The organism is Candidatus Kapaibacterium thiocyanatum (assembly GCA_001899175.1).
GTDB classification, from domain to species: domain Bacteria; phylum Bacteroidota; class Ignavibacteria; order Kapaibacteriales; family Kapaibacteriaceae; genus Kapaibacterium; species Kapaibacterium thiocyanatum.
Genome location: MKVH01000013.1, coordinates 45,876 through 60,534, shown reverse-complemented (window position 1 = coordinate 60,534; position 14,659 = coordinate 45,876). Strand labels below are relative to the sequence as shown.

Here is a 14,659-nt window from a genome sequence, read left to right as displayed (position 1 = left end):
CGAATATCCACTCGTTGCTGAAGTTCCCTGCAGGACAAACTCCTACGACGCACCCTGCCTGCCCAGCTCGACCGATGTGGCACCTTGACGATGCAGGATGAAAAAGGCGCTGACGAGACCTGCACCGAACGGAAGAAGTCCGAACTGGAGAGCATTCCTGAATCCACCGACGGATATGAGGAAGGTACCGCCTACGAAGAGCGCGATCATCGTCAATAACCGACCGGCATTGAAGCTCATTCCTACACCCGTTCCGCGCCAGCGTCGCGGGAACAGCGTAGGAATGTAGTAGGTCAACACACCCTGGCTCACACCGAAGGCCAATGCGAAGAACAGCGAGATCAGAGGGAACATCGTCGCGGAAGGGGTTCCTGTCATCGTCGAGACGATGACCATGACGACGCATACCGCATTACAGGAAATCATGATGGCGAGCGGATGGAAGCGTTTGGCTACGACGCCCGTGAACAGGCTGCCGATGATGCCGCCCATACCGAGACTCATCGTCGTCGTGCCTGCGATACCGGACAGTCCCTCTTTCGCCCCATGTACTTGTTGTGCCCATGCAGGAAGCCACGTGAAGACCGTCCAGAGCCCTATGAGCATGCAGCCGAAAAGTACCATGCCCTGCAGCGCCGGAGACCACGGGAATTCCGTCGATGCATGATCGTCCATATCCGTATGCCCATGACCATCGGCGATGGTCTTCTGGCGATGCCTCATCAGGATGAGAAGCGGAACGATGACCAGGCATACGGACGACAACGTCGCTGCGGTCTGCCAGTCGGGAATCATCGAGCGCATGGCTCCCATGCAGACGATACCCACGGCATACGAGTTCGCCATGACGCCCATGAGCAGCGGCTGACGTTTCGCTGGAATGATTTCACGACCGATCGTGGCACCGAGGACCAGACAGCCGCCCGCTCCCATACCGGAGAACATGCGCATGAGCGCCGCGAGTTCCAGCGTCGGCATCAGCGTCATAAGGAAGAGCGCCCCGATACAGAAGAGCACGGCGATCGCCATCGTCACGAAGCGGTTGATACGATCGGCCGTGAAGCCGAGCAACACCCCACCGATGATCTGTCCGCCCAGGAACGCTGTCTGGAGCCAGGCACCGACGTTACCCGAAGCCTCGGTCGACGATGTATCGAAAAACGTCTGTGCGATGGCCTGCAGATAGCTCGGTGCGAGCGTTGCGGCAAGCCCCGCAGCCCATCCAGCCAACCAGCACAGCACATATGCCGTCACAACGGTAGTCCCCTTGCCCTTCATCCCCACAGCCCTCGTAGACACAGCGATCGAAGCAGTACACACCAAAGATGGGACGAATCGGAACAACTGGTTTCACGAAGGGAGCCTTGTTACCTTAACTGCCCTGTTGTTCGGACGATGACGAGGTTTCGTAATTTGCCGGATCATTGCCACCACGAACATCGCCAAGACCAATGATTGAACGTTATACCCGCCCCGATATGGGGGCGATCTGGTCGGATCAGAACAAGTACTCCATCTGGTTGGAAATCGAAATCCTGGCCTGTGAAGCACAGGCGGAACTTGGCGTCATTCCACGCGAAGCCGTCGTCGAGATACGGCAGAAAGCCTCGTTCGACGTCAAACGCATCCTCGAGATCGAGGAGGTGACGAAGCACGACGTCATCGCCTTCACGACGAACGTCGCGGAATACGTAGGTCCCGCATCCCGCTTCATCCATCTCGGTATGACGTCGAGCGACGTCCTCGATACCTGTCTTGCCGTACAGCTCAAACAGGCCGGTGAACTGATGCTGGTGGATCTCGTCGCCTTCCGCGACGTCCTGGCCCGCCGTGCGAAAGAGTTCAAGTACACCGTCTGCATCGGCCGTTCGCACGGCATCCATGCCGAACCGACCACGTTCGGACTGAAGCTCGCCCTCTGGTACGAAGAATGCAAGCGGAGCATCACGCGCCTCGAACGTGCCATCGAGACCATCTCGTACGGCATGATCTCCGGGGCCGTCGGCACGTTCGAACATCTTTCGCCCAAGGTGGAAGAGTACGTCTGCGCGAAGCTCGGTCTCAAGCCTGCACCCGTCAGCACGCAGGTCATGCAACGCGATCGCCATGCCGAATACCTCACGACGCTCAGCATCATCGGTTCATTCCTCGAGAAGATCGCGACGGAAGTCAGACACCTCCAGCGTACCGAAGTCCTGGAAGCAGAGGAATACTTCTCACCCGGACAGAAGGGCTCGTCGGCCATGCCGCACAAGCGGAATCCGATCGTCTCTGAACGGCTGTGCGGCCTTGCCCGTCTGCTCCGTGGCAATGCGATGACGGCGATCGAAAACAATGCCCTCTGGCACGAACGCGATATCTCGCATAGCTCCGTCGAGCGCGTGATCTGCCCGGACAGCACCATCACACTGGACTACATGCTCCATCTGGCGACGAATCTCATCGATCGTCTGCTGGTCTATCCCGAACACATGAAGCGCAATCTCGAGATCACGCACGGACTACCCTTCTCGCAGACGGTCATGCTCGACCTCGTGCGGAAGGGCCAGACACGTGAAGACGCCTACAAGATGGTCCAGACGTGTGCAATGCGGACATGGGAGACGAGAATTCCCCTGCGTACGACGCTCGCCGAGAGCGCCGACATCATGGCCCATTTCAAGGAAGAAGAACTGGATGCGCTCTTCGACGGAAGTCGCATGGGCAAGAACGTCGACTACATCTTCACACGGTGCGGCCTGTGATCCGTACATCTGTCATCGCCGCACTGATCGCCGCAACGCTGGTCACCGTATCCGCTACGGTCAGGACGACACCGTCGAATGCCGGAAACGCTCCGGCAGTGGCAATATCGAAGGCGGCATCGGACAGAACGTACGCCCCCGGCAACCCAACCGGGCAGGATCGTGGTCGCGAACTTGCGACCGTCTACTGCCAGACCTGCCATGTCCTGCCCGAACCCGACGTCCTCGACCAGGCCACCTGGGTTTCCAAGGTCTTCCCCGTCATGCGCCGTTTCATGGGGCTGGACCAGGTCATCAATCGCGAAAAGCTGCCACACGATCTTCAGGCGTTGTATCCGACATTCCCGACGTTGACCGAGGACGAATGGTTCGCCATCGCCACCTACTACGTGGAGACCGCTCCCAAGGTGCTGCCGGCAGCCTCCAGACCTCCGATCACGATGGACCTCACCAGATTCGTGGCCGACACGACGACGGTGAACATCCAGCCTCCTCTCACGATCATGGTCAAGTTCGATCCGCAACGGCAACTGATCATGTTCGGTGACGGCATCGGCAGCAGACTCATCGTCACCGATGCCAAGGGTTCTGAACAGGCCATCATCCCCCTTCATGGCCCCCCATCCTATGTCGCCATCGACGGCGATGACTGGTACGTGACGGACATGGGTAAGCTCATGCCTCACGATAGCGCGGTGGGCGGACTGTATTCGGTGCATTGGAACGGTACGAAGACACCACAGGTGACAAGGATACTCGACTCCCTGCGCCGACCGACGAACGTGAACGTCGTCGATCTGAACGGCGACGGCCGCAAGGACTATCTGATCTGCGAATTCGGCAACATGATCGGGCGGTTCGGGTGGTATGAAATCCTGCCCAAGGGCAAGACCGTCTACCACGAACTGATCGGACGTCCCGGAGCCGTCAGGGCCCGCGTCACGGACATCAACGGCGACAAACGCCCGGACATCCTCGTCCAGATGGCACAGGCCAGGGAAGGCATCTTTGCCTTCATCAACAAGGGCAAGGGACGATTCGAGGAGAAGGAACTTCTCGTCTTCCATCCCGCCTTCGGTTCGTCCTATTTCGATATCGTGGACTACAACGACGACGGGAAGCCCGACATCATTCTGGCGAACGGCGACAACGGTGACTACGATGCACCGCCTTACAAGCCGTATCATGGTATCCGTGTCTTCCTGAACGACGGGAAGATGTCGTTCACCGAGCATCTCTTCCTTCCCGTGAACGGCGCATATGGAGCGGTGCTTCGCGACTTCGACGGCGATGGGGACAAGGACATCATGAGCATCTCCTACTTCGCCGACTATCGCATCGATTGCAGGGAAAGCCTCGTCTATTGGGAGCATCAGGCAGACGGATCGTTTCGTCCGCAGTCGCTGAAAGAAGCCGACCTCGGCCGGTGGATCGTCATGGACTGTGCAGATATGGATGGTGACGGCGATGACGACATCATCCTCGGCAATGCCTCGATGGGTATGGGGAACGTCCCAAAGGAACTCGGCGAGCGATGGATGCACCAGGCACAGGCCTACCTGTTGCTGCGGAATACGACCCGGTAGGACAAGAACATCGGCAGAATCCGAATGGCGCAGGAGCGAACATCTTCTGCGCCATAATTCTATCCATGACGCTCCCGCTCGAAGCGTCGCCATGTTTCTCCATGGTGGCACACGTTCGATGGTACCATTTCTTCAGGGCGGAACTACTTCCCTGCCTCTCCTCCGTGCAATCATCCACGTACCGATCGACGGCAGTCCCTCGATCTCACGTCCAAGCACATCGAATCTCCACATCGCCCATGGCACAAAGACCGGATCGAACAGTCTGGAGCGAAGATCGATACAGGGATCGAGGAGTCTGAACCTTCCGTCGCGGACGGTCCGCACCGGTACATTACCGGATACCGACGCATCGACACATCGAATTGCACAGCTCAGGCTATCACCCAGCACGACGATGAACGGGATCTTAACGGTCGTGTCGTGAAACACATCACCCCACAATTCGATTCCGGCTCGCACGACGATCTCGCGTCCATCCAGCACCGATTCCAGACGCGGATCGTACAGCGGGACCAGCATCGTGGCACGAGTACGGACATCGAAACGAAGCACCGTGGCGCGCCCCAGCACATCACCCGAACGTATTCGTAGTTCGACATCGACCGTATCACCGGGCCTGCCTTCGCAATCGGCGACATGGATCGTCACGCCATGGGCACGACGAACGACGACGGTGTCCGACGTAACGACACATCCACCCGGCGATATGACGTCCGCCCAATACTTCCCTTCCGACGCCGTACGAATCACCGGTGTCGTATCACCAGTACTCCATCGATGGACAGGAACCTGCGGTACGAGTGAGAGCTTTACCGTATCCTCGCCGTGCTCCAGAATGGTTCGCCCCTCGATGCGGGGTCGTACCATCGTCGGAACCGCTCGCTCGCTCTTCCCGATGACGGAATCGACGAGCATGATTCCGTCACCTCCGGTCGTAGGCCCGTACGCACCGTGTCCATCAGCGGTACCGAGAAAACGTCCTGCCGATCCACCTCTCGCATCGACGGATAACAGATACATATCACGACGAGTGGACACGACGGCTCCACCGCCACCACCTCCTCCCGGTGCATACCAGACCTTCGTTCCCGTACAGTATCCACCCGCACCACCACGCACGACCACATAGAGACGATCCGACAACATGCCCGCATGAATGACGACCATTCCTCCGGCACCGCCTCCACCCGCCCCATCCGACAGTGCCGTGTCCGCATCACCACCCGAAGCACGCAGCATGGCTCCCGGTCGCACATCGATGACGGGAGCGATCAACAGGATACATCCGCCACCCGCACTGCCTGCGGAACCACCATGATCGTTCTGATGTCCGCCACCACCTCCGCCGCCGAACGTAAGGCATGACGGCAAACGATCGGCTCGCTCGCTCTCACCGCCACGACCACCGGCGTCATGGGACGGATACTCTGTCGTCTGCCCACCTCCACGTCCACCCGCACCACCCAATGCACCACCACCTCCGCCGCCATTCCGGGCAATACCTCCTCCGCCTGCCGAATGCACGCTGCGACGACCGTGCATGGAATCGGCGGATAACCGGACGCTGGTCTCACCCTTGCGTCCACCTGCACAATCATCCGGACAGAAGTCATCCCGTCCCGACGTATCGATCGAATTACGCGAGGCCATACCACCACGGAATCCCGCATGCGACACGTCGATCGCCGATGAGAGTACCATCGACGATACGGCACGAATGGCGACCACTCCGCCCGTCGTACCGTCCCAACGCCGTGCCATGACGACATCGTCGACGATACACGTATCGCATACCATCATGCGAACGACCTGTACGACCGACGAGACGTCGTAGACATTGAGAAGACCGCAACGTAGATATATCCGATTGCCGTCGATCGTATCGATCACCGCCAGTTCATGGATTCCCGCCATGATACCCGTCCCCGATGACTTCACCTGATGGATCAGTACTTCATCGCCGGAACGGAAGCCCGCTACGGGATCGACGACAAGTTCCTTCAGGCAGGTATCGACGGCCAGCACACGTCCATAACGGTTGACCTGACCACGCAGATGCGTCTGGTCGAAGGCCATGCTATCGACAGCGATCACCGTGATGATCAGGGTATATAGGACAGCATTCGCCATCGCTGCATCTCCGCATCGTACATGAGCATCGTCGCTGCCGGTCCGATGAGTTCCAGACCCGCCTGTCCCGTCAGTATCCGCTGTGCTGCCGGTGCCGCAGGATCGTCATTGACGATCACGCACGATCCGGCCTGAACCAGCAGCGTGATGACCCGACCGTCATATCCACCTGCGAAGCCGCTCACGAAGCTGCCCACAGGGCTCGCCGTGAGACGCAGGACGGAGGCATTGCCGGGATCGATCGGATCGATGGCCCCCTGTGGCAAAGCGGCCAATGTGGCGACCGGCAGGAACGACGTTCCCGACTTCCATGCGAGACGTGCCGTATCACCGTCGAGGGCACCAGCCATGAGGACATCTCCCGCCAGGGGCATCGACGCCGGGAGGGCATAGATCGCATCGAGCGATCCTGTCCGGCCGGCGACGATCCTCGTCGTTCCGGTACCCGTACCGCGCATGACCAACGCACCGCTGATACGCGCATCGTACATCCGCGTAGTCGTATGGTTACCACTTCCGAGGCCGTTGATGAACGACGAGGGAAACCCCGGCGGACGATCCTGGTCGGTACTGCCCAGATAGACGTCGCCACCCTTGACGGCAAGAGAAAGGTTGAACGCATAGCGTGGAGTCGAGAAGAATCCGCCTATCGAACCGGTGGTGCCGTTGCCTGCCGTCGATGCCGCTCCCAGAACACCTATGACGAGACCGCCATGTGCCGTTGCCTGACCGTCAGCACGGCCGACGATTCCGGAGCTCGTCGTGTTCGTACCTCCACTACCGCCGCGAACCACGGTGCCGAGAACTCCGATGATCTCTTCCGTCGCCACATTGGAATTCGTCGCAGCATAGCCTCGAACGGCCACTCCGGCTACATGCGGTGGATCGGCGTATGCCGCCGATTGTGCGAGCCCGACGACGGCGGTACCGTTGGTATTCGTACGGAACGTACCTCCCACCGCCCCTGCACCTGCGACCGCAACGCTGATTCCACGCAGCGGCGGCGTGGTGAAGCCGACCTCGATGGCGGTACCACTACCGGCCGTGAGCGCATTGTAGCGCAGACCGGTACCACCTGTGATATCGACGCCGGTACCGAGCGTCGCGATCGTACCTCCTGCCGGCCCACCGATACGCAGGCCCGTTCCGTATCCGTTCGATGCGGCGGCGATGACGATGCCCGCATGATCCGTTCCCGTCAACCCGACGTCGTCGATGAGCAATCCGGTCGAAGCCGACGTACCGATCATGTCGATGACGATTCCTGTGGAATCCACCGATCCGACGCGCAGCCGTTCCATAATCGCCGCACCCACACCGGTGCCGATACCGAGACGCATCGGTATGGAGACGTCACCCATACTGCCCGCTTCGAGCGACAGCAACGTGCCGTTCGCCCCGGTATACATCCGGATGGGCTGTGCGATAGCTGACGATGCCATCAACGAGAGAGGTCCTTCACCGGCACGGACGTTGGATGCGGTCAACGTCTGTGCACAGGTTCCACATACGATGCAATGCATCAGCATCAGAAGGAACACGACCTTCATCATGGTCTTCATCACGGATTGACGACGATCCACGCGATGCGGTCGCCGGCAGCGAGAGGAGCAGACGTTTCCGCATACAACGTATTCGTGCCCGCATCGATACCGGTGACACTGACGGCGATCGTCGTACCGGCAGCATTGATCATCGTGAGAACGGGAATCGATCCAGCCAGCAGATCCAGTCCGGTGATCGGAATCGTATGCTGGTATTGCCCTGCCGTCGGAACGAAGATGCCTCTGGCCATTTCCGAAAGAGAGGGCTCCCATGCCATCACACCGCCGGCCGTCGACGTAAGGATCATACCATCGGCGGACGGAGGTACCGACGGCAAGGTATAGGTGATGTCGGATGCCTGCGCAGCGGCACGGAGGATGGTGACGTCGTTCCCGGCCGTCGACGGTTCGGCGATACGCAGTTCGCCGGCCGCTCCGTCGCTCGAGATGCGTATCGCACCGGTAACGTCCAGTCGTGCGCCCGGCGTCAACGTGCCGACGCCTACGAATCCCTGTCCAGGTCCGGCCGTTCCGACGATTCTCAGGCGCTCCACACCGGCGCTCGCGAGGACGAGATCCTGCGTGTTGCTGGTGCCGAGATACTGCTGTCCAGCACCCGTGCCGCCGGCCGTGACGGTACTGCCCGTATGTTCCCAGAACATACCGTCGGACCAGGCGAGCGACGCCGTCGTACCGCCCACATTACCGACGGACAGTATCTGTCCCGGCGTCCCGATCGTATCAGGCAGCAGAATACTGTAGGATGTAACTCCTGCCGATGGCACACTGAGGCTTACCGTCGCAGGCTGGGCATTCCGCAGATGCAGCGTCCCGGTCGTCTGACTCTGGCCCGACATCACCATCGTCATGATGACCATGCCGACGATCGTGAGCGATGTTCGTACGACGATCATGTAGGTTCTCCTCGGAAATGAAAGATTGAACGTGAAAGGCGCTGATGTCGATGGGCGGCAAGGGGTTTACCGGCGGGAGAGCTTCCACCGGATACGTTCTCCGGGCTGCAGGACCGCTGATGTCATGATGCTGAACGTATTGTCGTCGACGTCGATGGCACTCACGACACAGGCGATCGTCGTCTCCGTGCCGGTAACGACCGAAACCGTGACATGATCGACCGTATGCACCTTCGATGCGGGCTTGACGATGAAGCGAAAGGCATGCCCATCGCCCTCCAGTTCGCCGGTTTCGGTATCGCCGGACGTATCCGCGGATAGTCGCAGGATGTTGCCGTCACGACTGACGGTCACTCCCGATTCTCCAACGATACGTACTGCACCTCCGGCTTCGTTGATCGACGTGACGAGACCCGTGACGTCCGGGGACAGCGCGTCGGCCACCGTCGCACGGGCTGCGATCCTTGCGTACGGCGTTGCGAGCAGACGCCTGCGCGGCACCAGTTCGCTACCTCCGTCGACCGTAATGCCGATCCATACGTCGCCCCTCGACATCAGGATGTCGGGCAATCCTTTCTGCTGCCCGAGAGGCAGATGCGCCAGTCCATCGACGACGTCGATGACGTAGTCCTCCTCGAACATCGGGGAACCTCCCGCAGCGGCATCGTACCAGCGTATCGCGATCCCGTGCGTACCAGCAAGGGCACGCCCGGCATCGTCGAGGTGAATGACATGATCGATGATGTCCGGCACCTGTGCGACGGCCCTGAAGCAGAGGCAGACGATACCGAGTGAAAGACAGAGTATCCGCAGAATCGAAGGCATATGACGTCCATGTGTCGTTACACATGGATCGTACCGCGATGGTCACGCAACGTGACGCGGTCTCCGGAAGGTGAAGGCGACGATCAGCAACCATACCGCGCAGATGATCAGGCCACCGGCCTCACGCTCCGCTTCCCCTTCGAACCAGTGTCCGGTCGTCCGCATCACGGCCCAGATAGCCCAGGCGGCATAGACCGGAGCGATCAGCCCGGCGAGACGCCCGACCTTGCGCCCCATCGCGGCAAGCAACGAGACGATGCCGACGATGCCATATCCGACGACCCACAGCACGGGATCGACGTCGTTGAACTGGACGTAGACGGCATAGACGAAGAAGGCGAACATGACGGCGGAAACGATGCGCATGAAGAACCATTCCCTAGGTGATGATGCGGCAATGTACAGCCTCCCGGACAATCGGAAGGCTCTCCTCTCAACGGAACAGGACGGCCAGATACCCCAACAGTCCCAGCGTACCGATGATGGCGTGGCGCTTTGCCCGTGCGGGAGCGAAGGGCATGAGTGTCAGACAGAGCACGGTCCAGAACAGCATCCTGTCCCGGGTCATGACGAGGGCGACGATACACGTGAGGCATGACAGTCCGAACATCACGTGATGCCAGCGTCTGTTACGCCGTTTCGCGAAGGACGCCGTGATACCGAGGGCCATCGTACAGAGGTAGACGAGCACTCCCACCCACAGCGCGACGATGGCGATATCGTTCACAGGCTTTCCATGAACCGTCGTGGTACGATTCTCGGTACGGGTGGCACCGGGGGCGGAGGATCGGAAGCCGGGCGCGCTCGACGCCATTCCTTGCGTCGTATGTCGAGTCCCTTGAACAGGAGCGGGCCGGCGGTACGCAGACGCTCGGCGTTCCGCTGCAGCATGGGGGGAATGGACTTCGGCCGTGTGGCTGGCTGCGCATTGTACAGCTCATGGACGGTGCGCAAGTCCACGGCCGAAAGCGTTGTGTGCACGTCGTCGTCGAACTTCGCATCCTGCAGCATCAGGTACTGGAGTGTTTCATCGACCCGCTCGGTGATCCAGCGGAATTCGGTGACGGACATCACGTACCGGTTGAAGAGATCCGATAGCACGGTCCTGCGCTGGACGGGAGGTGACGAAGCTGCGATCAGCGAGTCGTAGGTCCGCGTGACGATGATGGCGAAGGCGATCTGCGTCGGTGTGAGCACGGTATCGGCAGGAGGAACGTAGGCCTTCTGATTGACGACCATCTCCGCGAAACGCTGGGTTCCGAGCTGATCGATACTGCCCAGACTCATCTGTGCATCCTTCAGGAAGAGGCGCACGGCGAAGACGATATAGACCAGGGCGATGGCGATGGATACGATGAAGACCCACCGCCCCCATGTCCACTTCCCGTGTTCAGGCTGCGGAGTCATTCACCACGGAACGGTCTTCGAACAACGCTTCGACGAAGGCGGCGGGATCGAAGACCTGGAGATCGTCGATGCGTTCGCCGACACCGATGTAACGGACCGGAATCTGCAGGGCATCGGCAATGGCGAGCACGGCGCCACCCTTGGCCGTACCGTCGAGCTTCGTGAGGATGATGCCGGTGATCGGCGCCACTTTCGTGAACTCGCGGGCCTGCTGGATGGCATTCTGTCCGGTCGTGGCATCGAGCACCAGGAAGATGTCGTTCGGTGCCTCGGGCTTGATCTTCTTCATCACGCGGCCGATCTTCTCCAGCTCCTGCATGAGGCCCTGCTTGTTGTGCAGGCGTCCGGCCGTGTCGATGATGACGACGTCGGCATTGCGCGAAACTGCCGCACGAAGCGTATCGTAGGCTACGGCGGCAGGATCGGCCCCTTGCTGCTGCTGGACGATATCCACGCCGGCGCGCTGTGCCCATACTTCGAGCTGTTCGTTGGCGGCGGCACGGAAGGTATCCGCAGCTCCGATGAGCACGGAACGCCCCACGGTCTTGTAGTTCATCGCCAGTTTGCCGATCGTCGTCGTCTTGCCTACGCCGTTGACCCCGATGACCATGATGACGTGCGGGCGGGCATCTTCGGCGATGCCGAACGTCTTGTCGTTATGGGCAGACGGCGACTCTGCCATGAGCCCGTGGATCTCCTCCTTGAGCACGTCCGTGATCGCAGCAGCATCCTCGAGCTTGTCCTGGCGGACTCGCTCCTTGAGACGCGCGATAAGCTTCTCCGTCGTGGAAACACCCACATCCGACGTGATGAGGATTTCCTCGATCTCGGCCAGCAGGGCCGCATCGATCTTCCGTCCGGCGAACAGGACGTTCTTCAGCTTGCTCACGAAGGATGAACGGGTCTTTTCCAGCCCTTCCTTCAGTCGGTCCAGCTTCAATGCGTCGGTTACCGTTGATACGGCCGACGTGAACGATTGCTTGATTTTATCGAATAATCCCATAGAGTCTCTTTCCGTATGCCCACAAAGATACGAGCATCATGATACAGCTCAGGACAATCCCTATGTCCCGGGCCAATGTCCATTCCATCATGGCGATGACCCCCGTGAGGGCGATGGCGGTCACGGCCAGCTTCCCGCTCATGAGCGAGGGCAGGACGACCGGCGTGTAGCGCCGTGCGACGAAGCCACCGATGACGATGACGACATCGCGAGCGACGACGGCCACGACGAACCAGAGCGGAAGAAGGTGTTGCCAGAGCAGCACGACGACGACCGCGCCGACGAAGACCTTATCGGCCACCGGATCGATGACCTTCCCCCATTCGCTGACGGTTCCCGTCGCCCGTGCCACACGGCCATCCAGATAATCCGTAAAGGCCGCGATCCAGCACAGGACGAAGGCCACGAGATTGTGTCCGTCCATCATGGCCATGACGACAGGAACCGTCATGACGAGACGGACGAGGCTGACGACGTTGGACCACGTCCAGAAACGGTCGCTTTCAGGCTTGACGTTCACGGCGCACCATTGATATCACGGCAATCATACAAAGGCTTGCGCCAAGTCCTACGATCATGGGATCGAGATCCGCACTTCCCCACCACCGCCACGCCAGACCGGAGAGTACCGGCACGACCATCAACGGCAGGATGACGGGACCTATCCTGGACCGGATGGGGAAGTACGAACATATAAGCGGAATCAGGAGACCGGGAATGGCGATGGATGCCGCCAGATAGAGCAGGGATATGACGCTCGGTACGAGAAGTGCCGCTGCGATACCGGCGATACCGGTCACGAGGAGTCCCCACCGTATCGAGGAGGCGCGTGCGACCGACGCCGATGCTCTTCCCCGCAATCTGTCGATGATGTCGTGGCCGATGGTGTTCGCACTCACCAGCGCATATCCGTCCAGCGTACTCATGATGGCGGCGAGGACGCCAGCGACGAAGACCCCCTTGCCGATCGCGGGCAGGATGGTATCGGAGAGAACGATGTAGGTCTGTACCGGATCGGAGACGGACATATAGGCCTTCGCATAGAGCCCCGTGGTGAGCTGCAGGAGATCGAAGCCGACCCATAGCGAGACGCTGACGAGGATTCCGCGCTGCGCCACCCTCGGAGAAACGGCTGCGGCCGTACGCATGTGGAAATTCGGATCGACGAAGGTCTGCAGGGCGATGATCCACCATACGATGACGGGCTGCCATCCGGGAGCACCCGGCAGGGTCCGGTGGGTCTCCGGTAGCCGCTCCCACATTTGCACCGGGCTGCCCCACCAGACGATGCAGCCGGCGAGCAGCACGAAGAAGCCGAGGAACATGAGGACCGTCTGGACGACATTCGCCTGGGCGTCGCTGCGAAGTCCGCCCTTGAGCACGTATGCCAGCGATGCCACCGTGCTGATCACGAGCGCGACGACGAGGGGCCATCCCGTGAATGCCTGGACGAACGTACCCGCCATCAGGATATAGGAAGCGGGAACCGTGAAGACCAGGACGAGCAGCGAGGCGATCATGCCGGCACGATCGCCGTAGTGAACACGTATCTGTTCGGGAATCGACAAGGCAGGAGACGATCTGATGCGCCGCGCCATGAACAGCGCATAGCCTATCGCGGCAAGGTAATACGGCACACCGAGACAGAAGATCATCACGAGGCCGTTCGTGTAGACGAACTCGCCTGCCCCCAGGGGAGCACCATACCATGTGGCGATCATCGTACAGACAAAGAGCGGCAGGGTAAGAGAGCGTCCGGCCAGGATATAGTCGACGGCCGACGCCTCCTCCTTGCCGGGACGGCCGATGCCGCGCAATCCTGCACCGAAGACGAGGAAGAGCGAACCGAGGACGACGACGAGATCGAGCCAGTGCAGGTGGAGCGTCACAGATTTCCCAGGAACGTATGGCGATGCAGCACGCATGGTCCGTTGAGGCGGATCGCCTCCCGATGATGGACCGTCCCGTAGCCCTTGTGCCTGTCGAATCCGTATGCGGGATGGCGTACATGGGCCTCTTCCGCCATCCATGCATCGCGGGCGGTCTTGGCGAGTATGCTCGCAGCGGCGATCGACACGCTCAGTGCATCGCCGTCGATGATCGTGGTGGAAGGAAGGCGGTGTGCCCGGAACCTGTTACCGTCGACGAGCAGATGATGGGGCTCGACGGCCAGACCGTCGATCGCCAGCCACATCGCATCGTAGGTGGCCTGCAGGATGTTCACCGTGTCGATACGATGGTTGTCGACGAAGGCGATCCGCCATGCGAGAGCCGAAGCCTTGATGGCCAGGGCGGCAGCAGCGCGTTCGTCGGGTTTGAGCACCTTCGAGTCGTTCAGCCCTTCCGGGAACGACATGGGATGGAAGACGACGGCAGCAGCCACGACGGGACCGGCAAGGGCTCCCCTGCCTGCTTCGTCGATACCGGCTACGAGAAGACCGTCGTTCCAGTACGGTTGTTCATGTTCCGATGTAGGTTCATGCGTTGGCACGCACAAAACTAC

The 14,659-nt window shown here is 60.2% G+C and carries 14 protein-coding genes; 2 read left to right on the top strand and 12 right to left on the bottom strand.

Annotation, left to right across the window (positions count from 1 at the left end):
- Nucleotides 1-42 precede the first annotated feature (42 nt).
- A complete protein-coding gene (locus BGO89_02115; GenBank protein ID OJX59237.1) occupies nt 43-1,278 on the bottom strand; it encodes a hypothetical protein in 1,236 nt (411 codons plus the stop codon).
- 173 nt (nt 1,279-1,451) lie between these two features.
- Between BGO89_02115 and BGO89_02110 the strand changes: the two genes are divergently transcribed.
- Together BGO89_02110 and BGO89_02105 are read left to right on the top strand one after the other, a co-directional pair.
- Entirely contained in the window at nt 1,452-2,744 is a 1,293-nt protein-coding gene (locus BGO89_02110) for an adenylosuccinate lyase (protein ID OJX59236.1), read from the top strand.
- Entirely contained in the window at nt 2,741-4,330 is a 1,590-nt protein-coding gene (locus tag BGO89_02105; protein OJX59235.1) for a hypothetical protein, read from the top strand. The genes BGO89_02110 and BGO89_02105 overlap by 4 nt, the downstream gene beginning before the upstream one ends.
- Nucleotides 4,331-4,462: 132 nt before the next feature.
- Here the strand turns inward: BGO89_02105 and BGO89_02100 are convergent, their stop codons facing one another.
- The 11 genes from BGO89_02100 to BGO89_02050 form a co-directional block, all read right to left on the bottom strand.
- The gene (locus BGO89_02100) at nt 4,463-6,463 is read right to left on the bottom strand and encodes a hypothetical protein (GenBank protein ID OJX59234.1); all 2,001 of its coding nucleotides are present in this window, start codon (nt 6,461-6,463) and stop codon (nt 4,463-4,465) included.
- Nucleotides 6,436-8,025, bottom strand: a complete 1,590-nt coding sequence (locus BGO89_02095; protein OJX59233.1) for a hypothetical protein — start codon at nt 8,023-8,025, stop codon at nt 6,436-6,438. The genes BGO89_02100 and BGO89_02095 overlap by 28 nt, the downstream gene beginning before the upstream one ends.
- Nucleotides 8,025-8,921: a hypothetical protein gene (locus tag BGO89_02090; protein OJX59232.1), complete on the bottom strand. Its 897-nt coding sequence runs from the start codon at nt 8,919-8,921 to the stop codon at nt 8,025-8,027. Before BGO89_02090 ends, BGO89_02095 begins: the two co-directional genes overlap by 1 nt.
- A 66-nt stretch (nt 8,922-8,987) precedes the next feature.
- Nucleotides 8,988-9,746: a hypothetical protein gene (locus BGO89_02085; GenBank protein ID OJX59231.1), complete on the bottom strand. Its 759-nt coding sequence runs from the start codon at nt 9,744-9,746 to the stop codon at nt 8,988-8,990.
- A 42-nt stretch (nt 9,747-9,788) separates the two neighbouring features.
- Nucleotides 9,789-10,112: a hypothetical protein gene (locus BGO89_02080; GenBank protein OJX59230.1), complete on the bottom strand. Its 324-nt coding sequence runs from the start codon at nt 10,110-10,112 to the stop codon at nt 9,789-9,791.
- A gap of 67 nt (nt 10,113-10,179) precedes the next feature.
- Entirely contained in the window at nt 10,180-10,473 is a 294-nt protein-coding gene (locus BGO89_02075; GenBank protein OJX59229.1) for a hypothetical protein, read from the bottom strand.
- Nucleotides 10,470-11,153, bottom strand: a complete 684-nt coding sequence (locus tag BGO89_02070; GenBank protein ID OJX59228.1) for a hypothetical protein — start codon at nt 11,151-11,153, stop codon at nt 10,470-10,472. Before BGO89_02070 ends, BGO89_02075 begins: the two co-directional genes overlap by 4 nt.
- The gene (locus BGO89_02065) at nt 11,137-12,093 is read right to left on the bottom strand and encodes a signal recognition particle-docking protein FtsY (GenBank protein OJX59420.1); all 957 of its coding nucleotides are present in this window, start codon (nt 12,091-12,093) and stop codon (nt 11,137-11,139) included. Before BGO89_02065 ends, BGO89_02070 begins: the two co-directional genes overlap by 17 nt.
- A gap of 46 nt (nt 12,094-12,139) precedes the next feature.
- Nucleotides 12,140-12,676, bottom strand: coding sequence for a hypothetical protein (locus BGO89_02060; GenBank protein ID OJX59227.1), 537 nt, complete (start codon nt 12,674-12,676; stop codon nt 12,140-12,142).
- Nucleotides 12,660-14,045, bottom strand: a complete 1,386-nt coding sequence (locus BGO89_02055) for a hypothetical protein (protein ID OJX59226.1) — start codon at nt 14,043-14,045, stop codon at nt 12,660-12,662. Before BGO89_02055 ends, BGO89_02060 begins: the two co-directional genes overlap by 17 nt.
- Complete coding sequence (locus BGO89_02050) at nt 14,042-14,647, bottom strand: ribonuclease HII (protein ID OJX59225.1); 606 nt, start codon at nt 14,645-14,647, stop codon at nt 14,042-14,044. The genes BGO89_02055 and BGO89_02050 overlap by 4 nt, the downstream gene beginning before the upstream one ends.
- Between the last annotated feature and the right edge of the window lie 12 nt (nt 14,648-14,659).

Bases quoted from the DNA above. Each gene is read 5' to 3' on its own strand.
- BGO89_02090 (OJX59232.1), bottom strand. From the start codon at position 8,921: ATGATCGTCGTACGAACATCGCTCACGATCGTCGGCATGGTCATCATG.
- BGO89_02115 (OJX59237.1), bottom strand. From the start codon at position 1,278: ATGAAGGGCAAGGGGACTACCGTTGTGACGGCATATGTGCTGTGCTGG.
- BGO89_02100 (OJX59234.1), bottom strand. From the start codon at position 6,463: ATGGCGAATGCTGTCCTATATACCCTGATCATCACGGTGATCGCTGTC.
- BGO89_02070 (OJX59228.1), bottom strand. From the start codon at position 11,153: ATGACTCCGCAGCCTGAACACGGGAAGTGGACATGGGGGCGGTGGGTC.
- BGO89_02085 (OJX59231.1), bottom strand. From the start codon at position 9,746: ATGCCTTCGATTCTGCGGATACTCTGTCTTTCACTCGGTATCGTCTGC.
- BGO89_02110 (OJX59236.1), top strand. From the start codon at position 1,452: ATGATTGAACGTTATACCCGCCCCGATATGGGGGCGATCTGGTCGGAT.
- BGO89_02095 (OJX59233.1), bottom strand. From the start codon at position 8,025: ATGAAGACCATGATGAAGGTCGTGTTCCTTCTGATGCTGATGCATTGC.
- BGO89_02080 (OJX59230.1), bottom strand. From the start codon at position 10,112: ATGCGCATCGTTTCCGCCGTCATGTTCGCCTTCTTCGTCTATGCCGTC.